The organism is Methylobacter sp., from assembly GCF_023227905.1.
Classification (GTDB): Bacteria; Pseudomonadota; Gammaproteobacteria; order Methylococcales; family Methylomonadaceae; genus Methylobacter_A.
Genome location: NZ_JALOCF010000012.1, coordinates 64,988 through 86,611 on the forward strand (window position 1 = coordinate 64,988; position 21,624 = coordinate 86,611).

A 21,624-nucleotide genomic window follows, 5' to 3' on the forward strand; every position below is an offset into this window, starting at 1 on the left:
CAACCGCTCCTGCGTCGCTTAAAGCGCCTACTTTTGGTGCTCTACCTCCTGCATAACCCACAGGGATGTGGGAAATGCAGATATTGCAGGAGCAAATATCTGTCCATACAGTCGTAGCTTTCTATGTTTCGGGAAGCTGGAGCTTCCTACACTACGTTCCCAAGCTGGAGCTTGGGAACGAGCAATAATCTCAGTCTACATAAAAATTATGTATTTTCCCAACCAAAATCTTCATCTCTTCCGGCACTTCTACATCAACCATTAAAACTGCGGACAGCTCATCATCCTCAAATCCCAACAACTCAACAAACAAAGCCCTCTCCCCCTGATCCGCTACCAAATACCCCGTTTCCAAATACCGGTTCAACAGCTTATCCAGCTCCTTAGTCCCGCGCCGACATTGCCACCTTAACCTTGCCAGCTCGTCCATCAGCCCAATTTTCTCTGCACCAACAGTTTCTTGGTTTCGGCAATCGCCTTGGCCGGATTCAAGCCCTTGGGACAGGTGTCGGTGCAATTCATAATGGTATGGCAACGGTATAATTTAAACGGGTCTTCCAGTTCGTCCAGCCGTTCGCCGGTGTTTTCGTCTCGGCTGTCGACCAGCCAGCGGTAGGCTTGCAGCAGCACTGCAGGGCCCAGGTAACGCTCGCTGTTCCACCAGTAACTGGGGCAACTGGTCGAGCAACAGGCGCACAAGATGCAGTCGTATAAGCCATCCAGTTTTTCCCGGTCTTCTTTGCTTTGCAGACGCTCGGCATCGGCCGGGGGCGGGGTTTGGGTTTCTATCCACGGTTTAATCGAGGCGTATTGGGCAAAGAAATGGGTCGTATCGGGCACCAGGTCTTTAATGACTTGCAAATGCGGCAGCGGATAAATTTTGATGGTGCCGGAATAGGAATCGATGGCTTTGGTGCAGGCTAGAGAGTTTTTCCCGTTGATGTTCATAGCACAGGAGCCGCACACGCCTTCGCGGCAGGAACGTCTAAAGGTTAAGGTGCTGTCGACTTCGTTCTTGATTTTCAGGATCGCGTCCAGCACCATCGGGCCGCAGCTGTCCATATCCAGCTCGAAGGCATCGATACGCGGGTTCTCGCCGGACTCGGGGTCCCAGCGATACACTTCAAAGCGGCGGATGTTGGTTGCTCCGACAGGCGCTTTAAAGGTTTTGCCTTCGATTAAAACCGAGTTTTTAGGCAGGGTAAATTCAGCCATCAGTACACCCTCTCTTTCGGTGGAATTACGTCGACGTCATCGGTTAATGTGTACATGTGTACCGGCCTGTAATCGATTTTAACTTGATCATCGCTTAGCCAGGTCAGGGTATGCTTCAACCAGTTTTCGTCATCGCGGTTCGGGTAATCTTCCCGTGCATGGCCGCCCCGGCTTTCGGTGCGGTTGCCTGCCGCGTTGATCGCTACGGTAGCTTGGCTTAAAAGGTTGTCCAACTCCAGCGTTTCAACCAGATCGGTATTCCAGATTAAGGATTTATCCGTCACGTTGACGTCGGCAAAGGTTTTCCTGACTTCGGCCATCATGTTGATACCTTCGGTCAGCGTCGAGCCGGTTCTGAACACCGCCGCTTTGGCTTGCATGACTTTTTGCATATCCAGGCGAATGTCGGCGGTGCTGCGGTTGCCCTTGGCATTACGGATTTTATCGAAGCGGGCGATGGCTTTATCGCAGGCATTGCTCGCCAACGGTTTTTGCCTTGATCCGGGCTTGATCAGTTCGGCGCAACGTATCGCGGCGGAGCGGCCGAACACCACCAGATCGAGCAGCGAGTTTGACCCCAGGCGATTCGCGCCATGCACGGAAACGCAGGCCGCTTCGCCGATCGCCATCAGGCCCGGCACAACCGCATCGGGGTCGCCGTCTTTCAAAGTCACGACTTCGGCTTTGTAATTGGTTGGAATGCCGCCCATGTTGTAATGCACGGTCGGCAACACCGGAATCGGCTGTTTGGTGATGTCGACATTGGCAAAAATCTTCGACGTTTCGGAAATACCCGGCAAACGCTCGTGGATAATCGCCGGATCAAGATGTTCGATGTGCAGATAAATATGATCTTTAAGCGGTCCTACGCCGCGGCCTTCATGGATTTCAATGGTCATCGCGCGGCTAACCACGTCGCGCGACGCCAAATCCTTCGCTGACGGAGCATAACGTTCCATGAAACGCTCGCCTTCGGAGTTGGTCAGGTAGCCGCCCTCGCCTCTTACGCCTTCGGTAATCAAACAGCCCGCGCCGTAAATGCCGGTCGGATGAAACTGGATGAACTCCATATCCTGCAACGGCAATCCGGCGCGCAATACCATCGCGTTGCCGTCGCCGGTCACGGTATGCGCCGAAGTGCAGGAAAAAAACGTGCGCCCGTAACCGCCGGTCGCCAGTACGGTCATTTGGGACTTGAATAAATGCAGCGAGCCGTCATCCAGGCACCAGGCCAATACGCCGCGGCATTCGCCGTCTTCCATAATCAAGTCCAGCGCGATGTATTCGACGAAAAACTCGGCTTTATGCTTTAACGACTGCTGGTACAGGGTATGCAATATCGCATGGCCGGTTTTGTCGGCCGCCGCGCAGGTGCGTTGCGCCAAGCCTGTGCCGTAATGCGTGGTCATGCCGCCGAATGCTCGCTGGTAGATTTTGCCATCGCTGGTGCGGGAGAACGGCACGCCGTAATGCTCCAACTCGATCACGGCGGGAATGGCTTCGCGGCACATGTATTCAATCGCGTCCTGATCGCCCAGCCAATCGGAGCCTTTGACGGTGTCGTACATATGAAAACGCCAGTCGTCTTCGCCCATATTGCCCAGCGCCGCGCTGATGCCGCCCTGCGCGGCGACGGTATGACTGCGGGTTGGAAAGACTTTAGTGATGCAGGCGGTTTTCAGGCCTTTTTCCGCCATGCCCAAGGTAGCGCGAAGACCGGCGCCGCCCGCGCCCACCACCACTACATCGTAAGCATGTTCAATAATTTTGTAAGCTGCTGCCATGAATCACCCTATCGATACAACGCGAAACACGGCCAATAAAGCCGTAAGCGCCAAAAACAAGAAAGCCAGGTTGACGGCCCAGATTGAGATGATCTTGGGGCCTTCGGCGGCTATGTAATCTTCAATCACCACCTGCAAGCCCAACGCAGCGTGGTAAAAAGCGGCGATGATCCAGGCTATGATGCAAATGGTATTAACAGGCGACACTAACCAATCTAAGGTTTGCTGATAGGGAGCCGTCATGCTCAAGCCCAGAAATTTGATCAGCCAAAAGGTCAACGGAACCAGAGCCGCGGCGGTAATGCGCTGCATCCACCAGTGGCCCGTTCCGCTTTTGGCAGAACCCAAGCCCTTAGCCCTGGATAAAGGCGTTCTATAATCCATAATGCCCCCATATGAAAGTCATCAACGTCAGCACCAACGAAGCCGCCAGCTCAATCATGGCGTATCGGTTTAGCGTTTCAAGTTCAAAGCTGTTGCCGGTATCCCAAATCAAATGGCGGATACCGTGGCACAGGTGGAAAAACAGCGCGTAGATGAAGCCCCAAACTACCAGCTTGAACAGCCATTGGTTCATAACTGTCTGCATTGTGTCGTATGACTCGCCGCCGCCCGCCAGCGCTGAAATAACATAAACAAATAAGACCAAACCGGCTGAGAGCATAACGCCGGTCATGCGGTGAGTGATGGAAATAATGCCTGTTAAAGGCAATCTGTAGACTTGCAGGTGCGGGGACGTAGGTCTGTTAGTGTTTATCGCCATAATGTTATCCCGTTATTATGTTTAGCCAATAGGCTTCCAAATCAAAATTCGATGCAATAACCGCAGCAGGAAGAAGGCTCCGGTTTTTTTAACCTTTTTTGCCCGTTGCGGCAAACTCTGACTCTTAAGCAACATCACCACGAGCATCAGCTGAATTAGTTTTACCACATATTGCAAATGCCCGCTAAGGTAAAAAACCGTAATTTATAACCGGCGAATTGAAAATCATAGACCTAAAAATACCGCCGCTTTCTTCAAATAGATATTGAAGTAGCTGCGGTAAGAATCACTCTTCCTTGTTAATCAAAAAATAAACCACCGGTATCACCAGCAGAGAAAACAAAGTCGAGGCAAAAATTCCGAAAATAAAACTCCAGGCCAGCCCCGAAAAGATTGGGTCCAGGATAATCACAAACGCGCCGAACATCGCCGCTCCGGCTGTCAGGAATATCGGCCGCAGGCGAATCGCACCGGCTTCAATCAAAGCGTCTGCCAGCGTCACATCGGCACGGGCGCGGATGCGTTCGATAAAATCGATCAAAATAATTGAGTTGCGCACCACGATACCGGCCAATGCAATCATGCCGATCATTGCCGTGGCGGTGAAATAGATCGGGTTCGGATAACCGGCGACAGGCGCAGCAAACAGATTGAGCACCCAGAAGCCCGGCATGATGCCGATAACAGTCAGCGGGATGGCGATCATCATCACCAACGGCACGCTCAACGATCCGGTTTGCCCAACCAGCAAGATATAGATCATTACCAAAGCGGCGGCAAAGGCCAAGCCAAGATCGCGAAATACATCGACAGTGATTTTCCATTCGCCCTCGCCTGCCAGTTCGGCGGTATAGCCTTGCGGCAATGGACGTTCGTCAAACACGTCATTTAAATCGAAAACCGCTTCCACCGGGCTGCGTCCGGCCATTCCGGCAATCACATAGTTCACCCGTTGCAGGTTCTTGTGAAAGATAGGCTGGTCTTCGGTTTCTATATTGGCGCTGCCCAGTTCGCTTAACGGCATCAAATCGCCCTGTCCGGTTTTAACGCGCAAGGCCAATAAATCGGCAACAGACGAGCGAAGCGCACGAGGCAGTTGCAAAGTAATTTCCAGCGGTTGGCGTTCGCTGTCTATATGCACAATGCCGACCGTCTGGCCTGCGGCCGCAATACGCAGGGTTTGGGCGACTTGCTCGACACTGACGCCGGATAGCGCAGCTTTCTCCCGGTTCAGGTGAAAATGCACTTTTTCATGTTGCGCTTCGGAATAATCATCGACATCGACCACGCCTTCGGTTTTTTCCATATCGGCCCTGACGCGCTTGGAGACCGCGACCAAATCGCCGATGCTCGCTTCCGGCGGACCGTAGATTTCGGCGACCAGATCGGAAAGCACCGGCGGTCCCGGCGGGATTTCCGTAATCTTAAGATTTACGCCGTATTGCTTGCCTATCCGTTCTATTTCGGGCCGAATGCGCAACGCGATTTCGTGCGATTGCTGCTCGCGCCGGTCTTTAGCTAATAAATTAATCCTGACTTCACCGACATGACCGCCGCTACGCAAATAATAATGCCGAACCATGCCGTTAAAATCCATCGGTGCGGCTAGACCCGTATAAGTTTGATAATCGGTGACTTCATTGACGGTAGCCAAATAGCTACCCAGCGCCCGAGCGACTTCATCGGTTTGTTCCAGCGTCGAACCGCGCGGCATATCGATGATGATTTGCAGCTCGTTTTTATTGTCGAACGGCAATAATTTCAGCGGCACGGCGCGGGTCACAGCCAGCAAGGTCGAAGCCACAAAGGCTATCAATACAATCAGCAAGAATAATTTGGCGCGCCCGGTAGTTTCAAGTAAAGGCCCGAGTGCCGCGCGATAAGCTCGATAGATGTACGTCTGTTTGAGCTCTAGCGGCGCTTCTTCGCTGTGATTATGATATTCGCTTTGCAGCAGTTTGAAACTGGCCCAGGGCGTTACGGTAAACGCAACGATCAACGAAACGATCATCGCGATCGGCACGTTAAACGCCATCGGCGCCATGTACGGCCCCATCATGCCGGTGATAAAAAACATCGGCAGGAACGACACGATTACCGTGAACGTCGCCAGAATAGTCGGCGGCCTGACTTCATCAACTGCCGTCAACAGTGCTTGCAGCGGCGATTCTTTGCGTAATTTATAATGCCTGTGAATATTTTCGACATCGACAATCGGGTCGTCGACCAGCAGGCCCAATGCCAGGATTAACGCAAACAAGGTAACGCGGTTGATCGTGTAACCGGAGATATAATCCAGCAACAAAGTCAGCGCCAAGGTCATCGGTACGGCAATCGACACGATGAACGACTCTTTCAGCCCCAGCGAAAAAGCCAGCAATACCACGATAATCACGACAGCAAAACTCAAATGCTTAACCAGTTCGTTAACCTTGTGGTTGGCTGTTTCACCGTAATCGCGGCTGACGCTCATCAAGATATCATCGGGAATCAACGTGCCGTGCAATTTTTCTGCGGTCGCGATAACGGCTTCGGCGACATCCACGGCATTACTGCCTTTACGTTTGGCGACGGCAAGAGTAACCATCTGACGCTCTTGCCCAACTTGCGGCTGGTTGCCGGCGGCTTTGCCGATAGTCGGCATCTCATCGACAGCAGGGCCAAAGCCGATACGGGTGTAATGATCAACATCGGCCGGGCCGTCTTCAATCCGCGCGACATCGCGCAGGTAAACAGGCCGCCCGGCAACGCTTTTAATGACGGTCGCTCCCACTTCTGCCGACGACTCAAAATGCGGCCCGGCTTCCAGCAGGATTTCACGGTTGCCGCGCTCAATGCTGCCGACTTGCAGATTGACATTGGCACTGGACAGCGCTTGGGTAATTTCAAGCAAAGTTACGCCATGCGCGGCCAGCGCGGCAGGGTTGGCATAAATCGATACACGCCGCGGCTCGCCGCCGACAACCCAGCTTTTACCGACATCGCCGACGCTTCTCAAGGAAATAATCAGCTCATCGGCGATACGGCGCAAGGCCATCGAATCGTAACTATCGTTCTGCGCCGAAAGCGTCAGCAACACAATGGGGACGTCATCGATTTCAACCGGCGACACTTTCCAGTGCGTTACGCCCGGCGGAATCAGGTTCTGGTTGGACATCATCCTGTCCCAGGTCTTGACCAGACTGTCTTCAGAATCCTGACCGACAAAATAACGCACAGTCACCACCGCAGCGCCCGGCCTGGAAATGGAATACACATATTCCACGCCTTCAATCTGTTTGAGCAGGACCTCCAGCGGCGTGGCAACCAGCTTTTCAACTTCTTCACTGGAAGCGCCCGGATATTCAACCAGCACATCCATAACCGGCACGACTATTTGCGGATCTTCTTCACGGGGCGTCAGGATCAGCGCCGCCGCTCCTGCCAACAGCGAGATGATCAGGAACAGTATCGACAACTGGGAAGTGGTAAAAACCTCGACAATTCGGGTTGTCAATCCACGCTTGGGGCTTTCATTGTGCAGGCTGTCCATTATTGGGCCTGCTGCGGATGGGTTATAACGGTTTCACCGGCGTGCAAGCCGGAAATGACTTCAACTTGGTCGCCAAAGCTCTTGCCGGTCCTGATATGGCGCGTCAGTTGTCTCCCATCCGACAAGACCTTGACGATCTCCAGTTGGCCGATATGTTGCACAGCGCTGGCAGGAATCAATAACGCTTCGTGCTGGCCGCAAGCTTGTTCCAGCCAGCCGAAATAGCCCGGTTGCAGGCCTTCGATGGCAGGCAGCGCGACCTTGATCAGCTGGGTGCGTGTTTGCGGGTCAACTTCGGGGCTGATCTCGTCAATCTGCGCTTGGGTGGTTACGTCCAGCGTATCGATGCGCACCTTAACATCCATGCCGATGCTGTAACGTCCGGCGCAAGTGTTCGGCACGTCGGCTTCAAGCCTTAGTCCTTGGGGTGTTTGCAAGGTCACTACAGGGACGCCGGGCAGCGCCATGTCGCCGGGTTCCTTAAGGCGCTTAACAACGATGCCGTCAAAAGGGGCGACTAAATGCGTATCAGATAGATGAGTCCTGATTTCAGTGATCACGCTGTTTGCCTGACTCACAGCGGCTTGAGCCTCTTTTGCCCTGGCGACTGCGGCATCAAAACTTTCCCGGGTTGCCGCCTCTTTACCGTACAAGCTGCGGGTGCGCTGTTCGTCCGCCTGGGCGCGGCTTGCCTGGGCCTTGGCACTGGCAAGTGCCGCTAGGGCTGCATTCTCCTGAGCCTTAACGTCGCGTTCGTCGAGCAGGGCGATTGCATCGCCTTTTTTGACTTTATCGCCCGCATTGACCTTGATCTCAAGAATCCGTGCGGTCATTTTTGGTGCAATATTGGCAACGGTTCTCGACTTTACCGTGCCGGGCCAGGCCAGAATATCGTCAATCTGCCTCTTTTCAACAACCGCTGTGTTGCTGGGCGGGTTTGAATCGCCAGCCTGCGGGCTTTGTCCGGGCGGCACTTTGCTGACAAAACTGCCCTGCATATAAAGCAGTAATAAAATCAAGGCTAAAACAGCTGCGGAAATAGCAAGGATTTTATTAGTATTTTTAGATTCGGTCACTGACATAAGATTCTCTTTATCTTAGATAAATCATTGGGTCCACCAAAAGCACGAAAGACACGAAAACTCTCGTTTCCACGCTCCGGCGCCCCGATTGCCGGAATGCCCACCTTGGCTGACGTCGGGCGGTCTTACTTGTACCCTATGGGTATTCCGTCCGGCCTGCATCTGTCGTGAACGTTGCGCATTAGACCTTCCAGGTTTTACGACTGCCATGGATGGCGGAAGTACTGGAGCCGCCGGGAGCGGCTCCAGTAAAAACCTGGCAGGTCTACATTGCACGATGAACGCCGTGCTAATTATTATTTATTTCCAATCACCGACTGCTTTTTTCAATGCCGCTTCGGCGCTCAGTGCGTCGTAATACGCTGCAATCGTATTGGAATGGGCCCTGTTTTTGGCTACTTCAGCTTCGATATAACGCGTGACCACCACGGTTTCGGCACGCCGCTGTTCGTTAACCAGTCTTAACGCTTCCTCGGCAGCGGCCACCGATGCTTCGGCAACACGCATGCGCGCCAGGGCTTCTTGGAGCTTCAGAAAAGCGGTTTTAACTTCTTGTTCGATAGCCAGTTTTGTTTTGCGTTCCGTTTCACGGGCTTCGGCGGCTTTTCGTTCCGCAGCGCTGACTCGATTTTTGGTTTCCAGCCCGGAAAACAGATCCATTTCGACGCTGACTCCGGCAGTGACATTATCCTTGCTGCTGTAAAATCCGGGAGATTCGCTGTTCTGACCGTAACTGACATAAGCATCCGCCTTGGGCAAATAAGCGCCCTGCGCGCTTTTAACCCGACGCTGGCTGATTTCCACCTGATTGGCGGCCGCTTTAACTTCCGGGCGTTGCGTCATGGCAAGCTCAAGCAAGTCGTTAAACGAAGCGCTCAACTTGGCTTCGGGCAGCATCGAAGACGACGCGACAGTAAATGCTTGATCCGCTGACAGGCCCAACAACGTCGCGAGGCCGGTTTTGGAAAGCTCGATGCCGTTGGCGGCCCTGATCTGGGCTTCCTGCGCTTCAGCCAGTTTAACTTCCAGCGATAAAACATCGGATTTAAGTACGGTTCCGGCTTCGTACCTGAGTTTGGTTTGCTTTAACTCGCTGGCAATTGCCGAAATGGAATCCTGAGCGACTTTATGCGCTTCCTGCGCAGCCAAATAGGCGTAATACGAAGCGGTGACGGCTTCAATCAAGGCATTGCGCACGGTTGAGCGCTCAAACTCCGCCGCATCGATTCCCAGCTCCGCGGCCTTGCTGTTTTGATAATCCTGCCCGCCACGGAACAAGGATAATTTGCCTATGATTTCAGGACGAAAGTTTTGCCGGTAACCGGGATTATTGATGTTATTGATCGAGTCGGAAGTAAATTCCCTTTGCGACACAATCATCGAAAAGACTTGAGCTGGATTATTGGAATGGTCATAGCCGACTTTGGCAGTTACTTGCGGATAAAACGCAGACAGTGCAACACCTAACTGAGCCTCAGCTTGGCCGATGCGTTCCGCGGCGATTTGCATGTCGGGGTTATTGATTAATGCGTGCTCAATCGCCTGGTCCAGTGTAAATGATTGAGTGCTGGATTTTTGCGGTGTAGCTTTATCGGCAGGGTTCTGGGGGCTTTGTTCCGCTGTTGCTGTAACACTCGACAGCATGAGTATCGGTAACAGACTCAATGCCAGTTTGTTTTTTATTGTTTTAAGCATCATCTTCACGTACCTGTTAAGAATGTGAAACAGTCTTGCGCTGGTTCGAAAGCGCCAGCCTTCAGTATCTCAGAAAGGTAGAGCTTCCCGAACAGCGTTCCCAAGCTCCAAGCTTGGGAACGCGCGAAAAGTCCGTTTAAATCGGCGTTATCCGAGGCTATTCTATGACTTGACTCATGCAATCAAAATGCAGTGCCCGGTTTAAATCCTAATTTTTTAAGTATGATTGCCATCGGACAAAATCCTGTAAATGCCGACTGCAACAAGTTAGCGCCGACAAAAGCGGTAAACCATAGCCATAATTCAGAATGATAATGCGCCAGTAACAAGCTAATCAAAATAAAACCGCCGGCCACGGCAAAGATTGCGCGATCAATATTCATCTTATTTTCCTTTTAACCGGACTATGCCTATTAATTTGAGCATGAACCTTTCATAAAACGGTTCACTGATGCCTTTCCTAATTTTACGCATGAAATATTTTTCGAAGATAATTTTGGCTAGATGCACCCATTTACCTTGCGCAGACCAGGTAACATTACGCGGTGGAATTTGCGGCTTAGCCAAAAATGCTACGCCGGAATCGCCAAAGTCGGCCAAGCATAAAGCATTCAATGTTGCTTTATGGGTCGGCTCCTTGCCCGCCAATTCATCGGCAATATTATGCGCGGCGGCCGTCACCATCGACTCGATCATATAGCCGGTTTTTGGCGCTCCAACCGGTACCGGCGTCGGTTCAACAGGCGGAATGGCGATACAAACGCCGACAGAATAAATATTTTTGAAAGTTTTATTGCGCTGATACTCGTCCACTATAACAAAGCCTCGTGGGTTAACCAGCCCCTCAACGTCCACATTACGCACTGCGTCAACGCCGGTAAAGGCCGGCAGCATCATCGAATGCTTAAACGGCAACTCATGTTTTTTCTTTTCCTTGCCTTCATCATCGACTTCAGTCACGTACATCATGCCGGACTCGATTTTGTCGACCTTGGCATTGGTAATCCATTTGACGGTCTTGTCACGCAAAGCGCTTTCTAGCAGGCCTTTGGTATCGCCGACGCCGCCTAAGCCCAAATGCCCGATATAAGGTTCCGCGGTAACAAAAGTCATCGGCACTTTGTCGCGAATATTTCTTTTGCGTAATTCGGTTTCAATAATCATTAAATATTCATAGGCTGGGCCATAGCAGGATGCTCCCTGAACCGCGCCGATAACAATCGGACCGGGATCTGCCATGAACTTGTCCCAATCCCCGATAGCCGCCTCGGCGTGATCGACGTGACAGACTGATGAGGTATAGCCGTCAGGCCCTAAGCCGGGGACTTCATCGAAGGCCAAGCGCGGCCCTGTCGCAATAACCAGGAAGTCGTAAGCAACGGCCGAGCCGTCATCCAGCAGCACCTGATTATTTGCGGGGTCGACCTTTGCAGCGGCCTTTTGGATGAATTCGATACCTTTCTTTTTCATCACCGGCGCCAGCTCGATCTTTAAATCTTCAGGTTTGCGCCATTTAGGTGGAATCCAGGGATTCGACGGAACGAAATGAAAAGTGGGCGTATCGGAAATCACAATGACATCATGACTTTTCCCTACCGTTTCCTTCATTTCATAAGCCATCGGTACGCCGCCGATACCTGCGCCTAAAACTACAATACGAGCCATGATAATCTCCTCATAATAGTTACTACTATGTTTCTTGTATTTTCAATTAATCCCGGTTAATTGAAAATATCATTAAAGTGAAGCGATACCAACACTGAGCAGTAATTAGAGTTCCCGTAACCGATCAGACAGAAGTACCGAAAGCTTAAAAATAAGTTTGTATATTAGCAAGTGCTGATAGACAATAACACAATACTCTCTTTGCATCCAAGTGCAAATGTTAGTGTAAGCTAAAACTCAGGCAGAGTTGCCTTTTTAAATATATTGCTTTAAAACACAAGAGACATTGGCATACATAGTCAGCGTCACTTTTCTCAAGTTCCGATCTACAAGATTCCAAATCAAGGGGAATTTATGATTTCAGAGGCTGTGGTTGATCTATCTCGCTGGCAGTTTGCGGCAACTTCTCTTTACCATTTTTTGTTTGTTCCGTTGACATTAGGTTTATCGTTTTTATTGGCGATTATGGAATCGACCTATGTCATGACCGGCAAACAAATTTACAAGGATATGACCCAGTTCTGGGGAAAATTATTCGGCATCAATTTTGCGCTGGGCGTGACGACCGGCCTGACCATGGAGTTCCAGTTCGGCATGAACTGGTCGTATTTCTCGCATTATGTCGGCGATATTTTCGGCGCGCCGCTTGCCATCGAGGGTTTGATGGCGTTTTTCCTGGAATCTACCTTTGTCGGCCTGTTTTTCTTTGGCTGGGATAAATTAAGCAAAGGACAGCATTTAATGGTGACTTGGCTGGTCGCTTTAGGCAGCAACTTATCTGCATTGTGGATTCTGATCGCTAACGGTTGGATGCAATTCCCGACTGGAGCGTACTTTAATTATGAAACCATGCGTATGGAACTCTCCAGCTTTGCCGATCTGTTACTTAATCCGGCTGCTCAGGTCAAATTTGTCCATACCGTTGCCGCAGGTTACACCACCGCTTCTGCTTTCGTGCTGGGCATCAGCGCTTACTACATGCTCAAAGGTCGCGATGCCGCCTTTGCGCAACGCTCTTACACCATAGCGGCGGGCTTTGGTCTGGCCGCCATCCTGTCGGTTATCGTGTTGGGCGACGAAAGCGGTTATACCGACGGCGAGGTACAAGAAACCAAACTGGCCGCTATTGAAGCAGAATGGCATACTGAAGAGGCACCCGCGGCATTTACGGCTATCGGTATTCCAGACCAGGAAGCCATGGAAACGCGCTACGCCATAAAAATCCCCTGGTTATTAGGTCTGATCGGTACGCGTTCCATTGACGAGCCGGTTATCGGTATATCGGAGATTATGGAAAGGAACCGTTTACGTATCCATAACGGCATGAAGGCTTACGGACTGCTGCAAAACTTAAGAGAAGGCAACAAAGATCCCATTGTCCGGGCCGAGTTTGAACACTATAAACAAGATCTGGGTTTCGGTCTGTTGCTTAAACGTTATACAGAAAAAGTAGTCGATGCGACCGATCAGCAAATAGAACTGGCAGTGCAGTATTCAATACCTCGAGTCGTGCCTTTATTCTGGACTTTTCGGGTCATGGTGGCTTGCGGATTTATCATGTTGGTGATCTTTGTTTTAGCGGTTGTCGCCAGCTCAATTCGTAAGTGCCGACAAGACTGGTTATTACGTGCCAGCCTTTATATGATTCCTTTACCCTGGATTGCCTCTGAACTGGGCTGGTTTGTGGCCGAATTTGGTCGTCAACCGTGGACTATTGCGGAGATTTTACCAACCTTTTTAAGCACATCCTCCCTTACCGAACTGGATATCTACCTGAGTCTGTCAGGCTATATCGGTTTATATACGGTATTTTTGATCATCGAAATGTTCTTGATGCTCAAATTCATCAAGTTAGGTCCCAGCAGCCTGCATACAGGCCGTTACCACTTTGAAATCGCCACAGGAGCATAACTATGACTTTCGACTATGAATCCATGCGCTTGATCTGGTGGGCCCTGTTAGGCGTTTTGTTGATCGGCTTCGCCATTACCGACGGCTATGATATGGGCGTAGGCATCTTATTACCCTTTTTAGGCAAAAACGATACCGAACGCCGCATCATTATTGATTCAATAGGCACGACCTGGGAAGGCCACCAGGTCTGGTTTATCACTGCGGGCGGCGCGTTATTTGCCGCCTGGCCTGCCGCTTATGCCGTAGCCTTTTCAGGGTTTTATTTTGCGCTGCTGCTGACCTTGTTTGCGCTGTTTATGCGACCGATAGGTTTCGATTACCGCAACAAATTGCCCAGCCAGAAATGGCGCAACAACTGGGATATTGCGTTATTTATCGGCGGCTTTGTACCGGCATTAATCTTCGGCGTTGCTTTCGGCAATTTACTGCAAGGCGTACCGTTCCACTTGGATAACGATATGCGCATTTTTTATACCGGATCATTCTGGGCACTATTAAACCCTTTTGCATTAGCGTCGGGACTGATTAGTTTATCGATGCTGATTATGCACGGAGCCGTCTATCTACAGCTTAAAACTGAGGGCAATATTAATCGGCGTTGTAAAAAAGTGGTTACTGTTTCCACAGTCATCGCACTCGCAATTTTTGCTGCGGCGGGTATCTGGGTTTCCAATATTGACGGTTACCAGATCACTTCCGAAGTTTTCCCTAACGCACAGTCCAACCCATTGACAAAAATTGTCCAGAAAGCACCGGGGTTATGGCTAGATAACTACGAAAGTTATCCAGTGTTGTGGACTATTCCTGCACTGGCTTTTGTCGCCGGTGCTGTGACTATTCTGCTATCAAAAATTGAACGCCCGGGGCTGGCGTTTATAACCAGCTCATTAGCAGTCACTTCCATCATTTTAACCGCGGGTGTAGCGATGTTTCCTTTCCTGCTGCCGTCAAGCTCAGCTTCGAATAGCTCATTGACCGTGTGGGATGCCAGTTCCAGCCTTAGCACTTTAAAAATCATGTTCTGGGCGGCGGTGATTTTTTTACCCATCATTGGCGCTTACACCACCTGGGTATTTCGTGTATTGCGCGGCAAGATAACGGCGGAGCAAATTCATGAGGTTGATATAACGCCGGAACAGAATCATCAAACCGATCGTACGGCTATTTAGGAGATAACTATGTGGTATTTCACTTGGATACTGGGAGTATTGCTGGCCTGCTCATTAGGCATTATCAATGTGCTTCGGCTGGAGGCGCAGGAAACATGGGATAAGGAACATATTCCCCTGGACCCGTTAACCCAGTTGATAACAAAAGAGACAATGCGGGTCCGTTTAAAAGAAAAAATCGAGAACTCCAAACGCAACGGTTTTCCATTTTCCGTTCTTTTTATCAGCTTAAATAATTTTAAAGCCAAGAATAATTTATCCGACTTTGAAATGGACGCCGTGTTACGCAACGTAGCCGACTGTTTTCAGGAAGACATCAGACCGGGCGTTGATATTGCCGCGAGAATGGGTGACCAGGATTTTCTTATTGCACTGCCCGGTTCTCCATTAAAAAAAGCCGAGCAGGTCGCGGCGCAGATTAAACATGAAATTACAGCATGTGTTAAAGCGCCCCATCTGGTTGTTGATGTGGGCACAGGGGTTGCGGAATACTCCTCGCCCACCGCTCCTGATGAACTTTCCGCTACAGCGAATGAAGTGGACGAATTGATCAGAATTGCAGCAGAAAAGAGCAACGCTTAAACCGAACTCACACTTCCCGGACGGATTTACAAAAATCCGTCCGGCTTCAAGTTATATCTTGAATGCTCGTGTGTTCAGAATTTTTAATGCCACCGAAGGACGCGGAAAAATATAAAACCTCGTAAGTAATCGAGCTAAAATTTTCCGGTATTTTGGAGTGCAAGCTCCGCCTAAAGCGCCTACTTTTGGTGCTTGCAAAGCAGGCAGAGCCTGCACTCCAGCTCTGAACCTTAGCTGTAAACTTATATTCAGGCGCTTATCCTTCCTGGTAAAAACCGCTTAACAAAACCCTTAGCTGCGGCAGCGTCTGAGTACAACTCTGATGGTTAAATCGTTCATGATCACTAAAACCATTCTCAGCGTTTCCATATTGATATCGTCTTACACGGCCAAACATTACGGATGCCCGGAGGACAGTGAACGCAAAGAACAAAAATAGCGATGTGTCTCCACCTAATTCGATGACAACAGCGGGCGTTGATATTTCGGATTATTGACTCGACCGTGAAGTTGCCCGGAAACGGCTTAATCTACGTCCCGTTGACCACCCCGTTCTCGCGTAACAGTTTGATAAATTCGGCCTTGCGCAAGGGACGCCCGACATAATAGCCCTGAGCCAGATCGCAGCCATGGTTGCGCAAGAACTCGAATTGCTCCTTAGTTTCTACGCCTTCCGCGACGACTTCGAGACCGAGCTTTTTGCCAACCGTGATGCTCGCTTCAACAATAGCCGCATCGTTGGCATCGTGGGTCAGGTCGTGCACAAAGCTCTGGTCGATCTTAAGCGCGTCCAGCGGAAAGCGTTTGAGATAGGACAGCGATGAATAGCCGGTACCAAAGTCGTCGATGGCAATGCGAACGCCCAAAGATCGTAATTTCTTCAAGGTATCGGCAGCAGCGACCGGATCCTGCATAACGATATTCTCGGTCACTTCCAGCTCCAGCGCATCCGCAGGCATGTTTTGCTGTTTCATGATATGGCCTACTTTGCGTAACAGTTCCGGGTCGCTAAACTGGGAGGCCGAGACATTGACAGAAATGCGCATCCCCTGAAGCTCCATTTCCTTAAACTCGGCACAAGTCTGATTCAGCATCCATTCCCCCACCTGTATAATCAATCCGGATTCCTCCAGCATTGACACAAAACCAGCCGGCGGCACCAAACCGCGTTGCGGATGCTGCCAACGGATCAGCCCTTCCATTGCGACAATGCGGCCGGAACTAAGCTCCGCCTTAGGCTGGTAATAGACAATAAACTCATTATGTTTAAAGGCCAGGCGCAGATCGGTCTCCAGCGTCAGCAATTCGTGGCTGCGGGCGTTCATGTCCGGGGCATAGAAACGGTACTGGTTATGGCCCGCTCCGGCGGCCCGGTACATGGCGGTGCCGGCATTGCGCAGCAACTCTTCGACGCCGGTACCGTCATGCGGATAAATCGCGATGCCGGTACAGAAGGTGATGTAGGCGTCCTGCGCACCGAGCGACATCGACCGCTCAAAAGCGGCATAAATCTTGCGCAATACGGCTAATATACTTTCAGAGCGGATCAGATCGCCCGCTATTATCGCGAATTCATCACCGCCGTAACGGGCAATGGTATCGTTAGGGCGTAAAGCCGCCTGTAGCCTATCGGCAATCTGCTTGAGTAAGGAATCGCCGACTGCATGCCCCATGCTGTCATTGATCCGCTTAAAGTTATCAATATCCAGAAACAATACCGCCACGAAATTATTGGCATGCCGGGCGCGCTCCATTTCTGCATTTAACCGGTCCATCAGCAAAATCCGGTTTGGCAGGCCGGTCAGAATGTCGTGAGTAGCCTGATGCTGCAATTCGGCTTCAAAACGTTTGCGTTCGGAAATATCGCGGGCAATTGTGGACAGGTATTCAACCTCGCCGGCTGCATCGCGATGTACCAGCAGGACTTGCGACACCGGGACTTCTATTTCGTCGATGCGCCGCAACGCGGTTTCCCCGGACCAACTGCCGGTACGGTAGGCGACAGGCAAGGCTTCGCTCTGCAATTTCTGCTTTATGCGTTCGGGAAACAGCTCAGTCAGGCAATATTTGCTCAGGTCCACTTTCGGATCGAGACCAAGCAAACGATAACCGGCATTATTGAGATACTGAAGGCAGCCGCCGGGATCGAGAATCGCGACCAAGTCAGTCGTGGCTTCCAGAATAGTTACCAGCTGAGCGCGCGCTTCGTCGGCCTTAACGCGTTCTGTGATATCCCGTCCCGTAGAAACCAGATGGGTCACATGCCCCTGCTCGTCCTTCAAGGGCGTGATGACTTTCTCCTCATAAAACAGCTCGCCATTCTTTTTGCGATTAATCAAAGTTCCCCTGAATATCTCGCCCTTGGTCACCGTTTCCCAGATATCCTGATAAAAAGCCTGATCATGCCGGCCGGATTTTATCAATGAAGGTTTACCGTCTACGGCTTCAGCCCGGCTATAGCCGGTCATTCGCTCGAAAGCCGGATTGACATATTCAATAAAGCCGTTGGGATCGGTAATGAGTACGCTGTCGGCCGCCTGCTCCACAACCAGGGACAGCTTGCGCAGTCTCTGTTCGGTCTGACGGCGTTCCCGGCGCAGCTGTGCTTCCTGAAGCTCGCGCTCCACAGCCGGCATCAGGCGGGATAAATTACCTTTCATGACGTAATCCTGGGCGCCGGATTTCATCGCTTTCACGGCGGTATTTTCGCCGATCGTACCTGACACAAAGATGAAAGGAAGGTCGAGATCGTTCAGCCTGACCACTTCAAGCGCCCGCATACCGCTCAAATGCGGCATCGTATAATCGGACAGCACGATATCCCAGTGCTGTTGCAGTGCTTCGGTTAAAGCCTGTTCCGTCTCAACCCGCTGCCAATCGACAAGCCGCCCTGCTTCCTGCTCCAATTGATCCACTAGCAATAAGGTATCATCCTCGGAGTCTTCAACAATCAGTATGCGCAATGGCTGTTTTATATTTATCGGCTCATCCATGACATCACCCTTTTGTGCAATCCGGACAACGAGGCGGCGGCTCATTGAGCAGTATCCAGTAAAGCCCGAGCTGGCCGGCTACCCGAACGAATTCGTCGAAGTCGACCGGTTTGCGGACATAGCTGTTGGCGCCCAGCATGTAACCTTTGAGCCGGTCCTCCTCTTCATTCGATGAAGTCAGCAGTACGACCGGCAGCAACTGGGTTAAGTCATTGTCGCGGATTCGGCGCAGCACTTCCAAGCCGTCGATTTTAGGCAGCTTCAGATCCAGCAGCACAACCAATGGCAAATCATTGGGATCGCGCCCGGCATAAATACCCATGGCAAACAGATAATCCAGCGCCTCGGCGCCGTTGCGCGCCACCACTATGGTGTTATTGATGTTGTTTTTCTCGAAAGCATGCAGGGTAAGCTCCTCATCATCAGGATTGTCCTCTACCAAAAGAATGACCTTATTTTTCATAAAACCTCTCTAGCTTCCAGCGTAAAATAAAAGATCGCTCCCTGTTCGACCTTACTTTCGGCCCAAATCCGTCCGCCGTGCTTATGGATAATCCGCTGCGCGGTCGCCAGCCCGATGCCGGTGCCCGGAAACTCGTTGGTATCATGCAGGCGCTGGAAAGCGCCGAACAGCTTTTCGGCATAGGCCATGTCAAACCCGGCGCCATTGTCCCGCACGAAATAGACCGGTTCATCGTCCTGCATTTGCATGCCGAATTCGATCTGCGCCTCAGGCTGCTTGTTGGTGAATTTCCAGGCATTACCCAGCAGGTTATCCAGCACGATGCGCAATAACCGGGCGTCGCCCCAGACAATCAAGCCCGGTTGAATTGTGCATTGCACAACGCGATTCGGTTCCTGATTGCGCAATTCATCGATCACCTCAGCGGCAAGCGCACTCAAATCGATGTCTTCGCGTTTCAATTCGGACCGGGTAATGCGTGACAATTTAAGCAAATCGTCAATCAGCGTCGCCATGCGCTGGGCGGCGGTTCGTACCCGTCTTAATCGGTCCCGGCCCGTGTCGTCCAGCCGGTCGGCGTACTCATCAAGCAGAATGCGGCTGAAACCGTCCACGGCGCGCAACGGCGCGCGCAAGTCATGGGAGACCGAGTAGCTGAAGGCTTCGAGCTCGTGGTTGACCGATTCAAGAACCATGGCTCGTTCGCGCAACGCCGTATTCAGTTGCTGGATGCGGCGATCTGTTTCTTTACGCTCGCTGATGTCTTCGATGATGCCATCATAATAAGTATTGCCGGAGCTGTCCGTTTTCATAGCGGCGGTAACGGATGCGGAAAACTCGCGATGCTTTAGCGTAACCAGCGGTATCTCTTCGTTATCGACAAAGCCCTGTTGTTTGATTTTATCCATAAATACTTCCCAGCAGCCCGCATCACGGCACAAATCAACTATAGAGTGCTTCTGCAATTGCTCGGCAGACTCTGCTTCGAACATCGTGACGATGGCCGGATTGACTTCAAGAAAGCATCCGCTCTCCGAAGTGTGGCGATAGACGCCAATCCGCAGATTATTGACCAGGTCCTGATACTTGGCTTGCACCTCGCGTTGTAGCTGTTCAGATCGTTTACGGGCCGTAATGTCCCGGATAATGCCGATGATGAATAGATCCAGGCCTATCTTCAAGGGGCTTAAGGTGACCTCTATCGGTAACTCGCTACCATCCTTGCGTCGGCCATGCAAATCGCAGGCTACTCCCATCGGACGAACTACCGGGTTCTGCGTATAAGCTTGCCGATAGCCCTGATGGGCTATACGCAAATACTCGGGTATCAACAATTCGACCGGCTGATTAAGCAACTCGTCGCGGCTATAGCCGAACCAAAGTTCGGCCTGCGTATTGACCAATACGATATGCCCTTCTCCATTGACGATGATAATGGCGTCGGGCGCCGACTCAACCAAACTGCGAAACCGCGCTTCGCTGGCGATCACTTCTTGCTCTATCTGTTGCCGCCGTGTACGGTAGTGGGCAATGAACCAGCTGACTACGCCTGATAGCAGGGATAACGCGGTGAAGGCAAGCAACCTGGCTTGCAGCACATGTTTGGTAAGCAGTTTTTCGGCCGGCACGCGGGCCACTAATAGCCAGCGCTCATCGCCGCTAACAACGTCTTCGAGGATGTCTCCGAACAGGGTTTTCGGCAGGATTTCGTCATAAGTGAATAAATCGCCATTAGCCATGAACTGCTGCCGCTCGGGATGCTCGATAATAGAGGCCCAGGCCTCGCTATAGTCGTTGGTGAAGCGCTTATCCTTACGGTCAGGATACATAAAGCCCCATTCGTCTTCAGGGCGAGCGCCGATCAGCCAATAACCCTCGGCGTTCAGCAGCCATAAGTCGCCGACGCTTTGCCGGGCAATTGTCCGAATCCGGTCTATCAGTTGTTGCGCCCCATAGCTAAGCAGGATGATGCCGCGTTTTTGCCCCCGTCGATCGAACACCGGCGTACCGAACCGGACCACAGGCTTGACCGGCTGATCGATCTTATCGTGTTCAATGATAAGATCGAATGAGGATATATAAACATTATCCTTATCCAGGGCCAGCGTTTGCCCGACAAAATAGAGATTGGTCCTGTCCTGCAACTCTTTCTCGGGCACAATCACCGGCAGCCCGTGGTCCCGGTTAACGCGCATTCTTTCCTGTTTTTTTTCATCCAGAAACACGATACCCTCATAACGCTCCCGGTATTTGACAAAAGTAACCCAATCAGTGCTCAAGCTCGTCGTATTCAGGGGAGATTCATTATCGAGCCAGTCGTGCAACGCCGGCTTATCTCTTAGATAAAACAGGTCGTCGTGCAGCTCCTGCAATTCTTGGACGATAAAATGACTGCCCACTCTTATAGTCTTTCGCTCTTCATCGCTTATGTAGGCGAGCATTGATTTTTCTTGAGTTTTATAAACGCTCCACAACGCGATGGCCAAGGCCAGGGTCAGCAGCGCCCATATGAGAATGAACTGGCGGATTATCGACCAATGTTGCTGATCTTCGTTTGAGCTAAAAAACTTACCACTCATAGTGATAGCCACCATTTCAGTTTATCGTTTTTAACGTCATGCCAAATCAGTGCAAGGATTTTTTCGAACACCTGCATGAAACTTATCCCTTATTACCTTTTATTGCAAATTTTGTGGTTATGGATGCAGCAGTGACCGGGGAATCAGCTTGACTCCATTTTGTAGAGCTAGAGTTTTGTTCAATTGTT

General features: G+C 51.1%; 16 protein-coding genes. 3 read left to right on the plus strand and 13 right to left on the minus strand.

All coding sequences use genetic code 11. The features are described 5' to 3' along the window. Nucleotides 1–190 precede the first annotated feature (190 nt). From M0R47_RS07110 to M0R47_RS07155, 10 genes are all read right to left on the minus strand, one after another. Nucleotides 191–430, minus strand: coding sequence for a succinate dehydrogenase assembly factor 2 (locus M0R47_RS07110; RefSeq protein ID WP_292552360.1), 240 nt, complete (start codon nt 428–430; stop codon nt 191–193). Then, nucleotides 430–1,215 carry a succinate dehydrogenase iron-sulfur subunit gene (locus M0R47_RS07115; protein ID WP_292552362.1) on the minus strand — a complete coding sequence of 262 codons (786 nt, stop codon included), beginning with the start codon at nt 1,213–1,215 and terminating at the stop codon, nt 430–432. Before M0R47_RS07115 ends, M0R47_RS07110 begins: the two co-directional genes overlap by 1 nt. After that, entirely contained in the window at nt 1,215–2,999 is a 1,785-nt protein-coding gene (gene sdhA, locus M0R47_RS07120; protein WP_292552365.1) for a succinate dehydrogenase flavoprotein subunit, read from the minus strand. Before sdhA ends, M0R47_RS07115 begins: the two co-directional genes overlap by 1 nt. Nucleotides 3,000–3,002: 3 nt before the next feature. Continuing rightward, nucleotides 3,003–3,383: a succinate dehydrogenase, hydrophobic membrane anchor protein gene (gene sdhD / locus M0R47_RS07125; RefSeq protein ID WP_292552367.1), complete on the minus strand. Its 381-nt coding sequence runs from the start codon at nt 3,381–3,383 to the stop codon at nt 3,003–3,005. Then, on the minus strand, nt 3,373–3,762 hold the full coding sequence (sdhC, locus tag M0R47_RS07130) for a succinate dehydrogenase, cytochrome b556 subunit (RefSeq protein ID WP_292552369.1): 390 nt from the start codon (nt 3,760–3,762) through the stop codon (nt 3,373–3,375). The genes sdhD and sdhC overlap by 11 nt, the downstream gene beginning before the upstream one ends. Nucleotides 3,763–4,048: 286 nt before the next feature. After that, on the minus strand, nt 4,049–7,294 hold the full coding sequence (locus tag M0R47_RS07135) for an efflux RND transporter permease subunit (RefSeq protein ID WP_292552372.1): 3,246 nt from the start codon (nt 7,292–7,294) through the stop codon (nt 4,049–4,051). Continuing rightward, a complete protein-coding gene (locus M0R47_RS07140) occupies nt 7,294–8,376 on the minus strand; it encodes an efflux RND transporter periplasmic adaptor subunit (RefSeq protein ID WP_292552375.1) in 1,083 nt (360 codons plus the stop codon). The genes M0R47_RS07135 and M0R47_RS07140 overlap by 1 nt, the downstream gene beginning before the upstream one ends. Nucleotides 8,377–8,676: 300 nt before the next feature. Continuing rightward, nucleotides 8,677–10,074: a TolC family protein gene (locus M0R47_RS07145; RefSeq protein WP_292552379.1), complete on the minus strand. Its 1,398-nt coding sequence runs from the start codon at nt 10,072–10,074 to the stop codon at nt 8,677–8,679. Between the two features lie 179 nt (nt 10,075–10,253). Continuing rightward, on the minus strand, nt 10,254–10,454 hold the full coding sequence (locus tag M0R47_RS07150) for a DUF2892 domain-containing protein (RefSeq protein WP_292552381.1): 201 nt from the start codon (nt 10,452–10,454) through the stop codon (nt 10,254–10,256). 1 nt (nt 10,455) lies between these two features. Further along, nucleotides 10,456–11,736 carry an FAD/NAD(P)-binding oxidoreductase gene (locus M0R47_RS07155; protein ID WP_292552384.1) on the minus strand — a complete coding sequence of 427 codons (1,281 nt, stop codon included), beginning with the start codon at nt 11,734–11,736 and terminating at the stop codon, nt 10,456–10,458. Nucleotides 11,737–12,090: 354 nt separating this feature from the next. Between M0R47_RS07155 and M0R47_RS07160 the strand changes: the two genes are divergently transcribed. From M0R47_RS07160 to cydX, 3 genes are read left to right on the plus strand one after another with little or no spacing between them, the layout of a single operon-like run. Next, the gene (locus tag M0R47_RS07160) at nt 12,091–13,647 is read left to right on the plus strand and encodes a cytochrome ubiquinol oxidase subunit I (protein ID WP_292552388.1); all 1,557 of its coding nucleotides are present in this window, start codon (nt 12,091–12,093) and stop codon (nt 13,645–13,647) included. Nucleotides 13,648–13,649: 2 nt separating this feature from the next. Continuing rightward, a complete protein-coding gene (gene cydB, locus M0R47_RS07165) occupies nt 13,650–14,819 on the plus strand; it encodes a cytochrome d ubiquinol oxidase subunit II (RefSeq protein WP_292552391.1) in 1,170 nt (389 codons plus the stop codon). Nucleotides 14,820–14,828: 9 nt separating this feature from the next. After that, complete coding sequence (cydX, locus tag M0R47_RS07175; RefSeq protein ID WP_366513176.1) at nt 14,829–15,401, plus strand: cytochrome bd-I oxidase subunit CydX; 573 nt, start codon at nt 14,829–14,831, stop codon at nt 15,399–15,401. Nucleotides 15,402–15,931: 530 nt separating this feature from the next. Here the strand turns inward: cydX and M0R47_RS07180 are convergent. Genes M0R47_RS07180 through M0R47_RS07190 form a run of 3 tightly spaced genes read right to left on the minus strand, consistent with a single transcriptional unit; the run spans nt 15,932 to nt 21,436 of the window. Then, the gene (locus M0R47_RS07180; protein WP_292552394.1) at nt 15,932–18,394 is read right to left on the minus strand and encodes an EAL domain-containing protein; all 2,463 of its coding nucleotides are present in this window, start codon (nt 18,392–18,394) and stop codon (nt 15,932–15,934) included. Between the two features lie 4 nt (nt 18,395–18,398). Continuing rightward, on the minus strand, nt 18,399–18,857 hold the full coding sequence (locus M0R47_RS07185; RefSeq protein ID WP_292552397.1) for a response regulator: 459 nt from the start codon (nt 18,855–18,857) through the stop codon (nt 18,399–18,401). Continuing rightward, nucleotides 18,854–21,436: a PAS domain S-box protein gene (locus M0R47_RS07190; protein WP_292552399.1), complete on the minus strand. Its 2,583-nt coding sequence runs from the start codon at nt 21,434–21,436 to the stop codon at nt 18,854–18,856. The genes M0R47_RS07185 and M0R47_RS07190 overlap by 4 nt, the downstream gene beginning before the upstream one ends. Nucleotides 21,437–21,624 lie beyond the last annotated feature (188 nt).

Coding starts and splice junctions, on each gene's coding strand:
- M0R47_RS07110 (WP_292552360.1), bottom strand. CDS start 430: ATGGACGAGCTGGCAAGGTTAAGGTGGCAATGTCGGCGCGGGACTAAG.
- M0R47_RS07115 (WP_292552362.1), bottom strand. CDS start 1,215: ATGGCTGAATTTACCCTGCCTAAAAACTCGGTTTTAATCGAAGGCAAA.
- sdhA (WP_292552365.1), bottom strand. CDS start 2,999: ATGGCAGCAGCTTACAAAATTATTGAACATGCTTACGATGTAGTGGTG.
- sdhD (WP_292552367.1), bottom strand. CDS start 3,383: ATGGATTATAGAACGCCTTTATCCAGGGCTAAGGGCTTGGGTTCTGCC.
- sdhC (WP_292552369.1), bottom strand. CDS start 3,762: ATGGCGATAAACACTAACAGACCTACGTCCCCGCACCTGCAAGTCTAC.
- M0R47_RS07135 (WP_292552372.1), bottom strand. CDS start 7,294: ATGGACAGCCTGCACAATGAAAGCCCCAAGCGTGGATTGACAACCCGA.
- M0R47_RS07140 (WP_292552375.1), bottom strand. CDS start 8,376: ATGTCAGTGACCGAATCTAAAAATACTAATAAAATCCTTGCTATTTCC.
- M0R47_RS07145 (WP_292552379.1), bottom strand. CDS start 10,074: ATGATGCTTAAAACAATAAAAAACAAACTGGCATTGAGTCTGTTACCG.
- M0R47_RS07150 (WP_292552381.1), bottom strand. CDS start 10,454: ATGAATATTGATCGCGCAATCTTTGCCGTGGCCGGCGGTTTTATTTTG.
- M0R47_RS07155 (WP_292552384.1), bottom strand. CDS start 11,736: ATGGCTCGTATTGTAGTTTTAGGCGCAGGTATCGGCGGCGTACCGATG.
- M0R47_RS07160 (WP_292552388.1), top strand. CDS start 12,091: ATGATTTCAGAGGCTGTGGTTGATCTATCTCGCTGGCAGTTTGCGGCA.
- cydB (WP_292552391.1), top strand. CDS start 13,650: ATGACTTTCGACTATGAATCCATGCGCTTGATCTGGTGGGCCCTGTTA.
- cydX (WP_366513176.1), top strand. CDS start 14,829: ATGTGGTATTTCACTTGGATACTGGGAGTATTGCTGGCCTGCTCATTA.
- M0R47_RS07180 (WP_292552394.1), bottom strand. CDS start 18,394: ATGGATGAGCCGATAAATATAAAACAGCCATTGCGCATACTGATTGTT.
- M0R47_RS07185 (WP_292552397.1), bottom strand. CDS start 18,857: ATGAAAAATAAGGTCATTCTTTTGGTAGAGGACAATCCTGATGATGAG.
- M0R47_RS07190 (WP_292552399.1), bottom strand. CDS start 21,436: ATGAGTGGTAAGTTTTTTAGCTCAAACGAAGATCAGCAACATTGGTCG.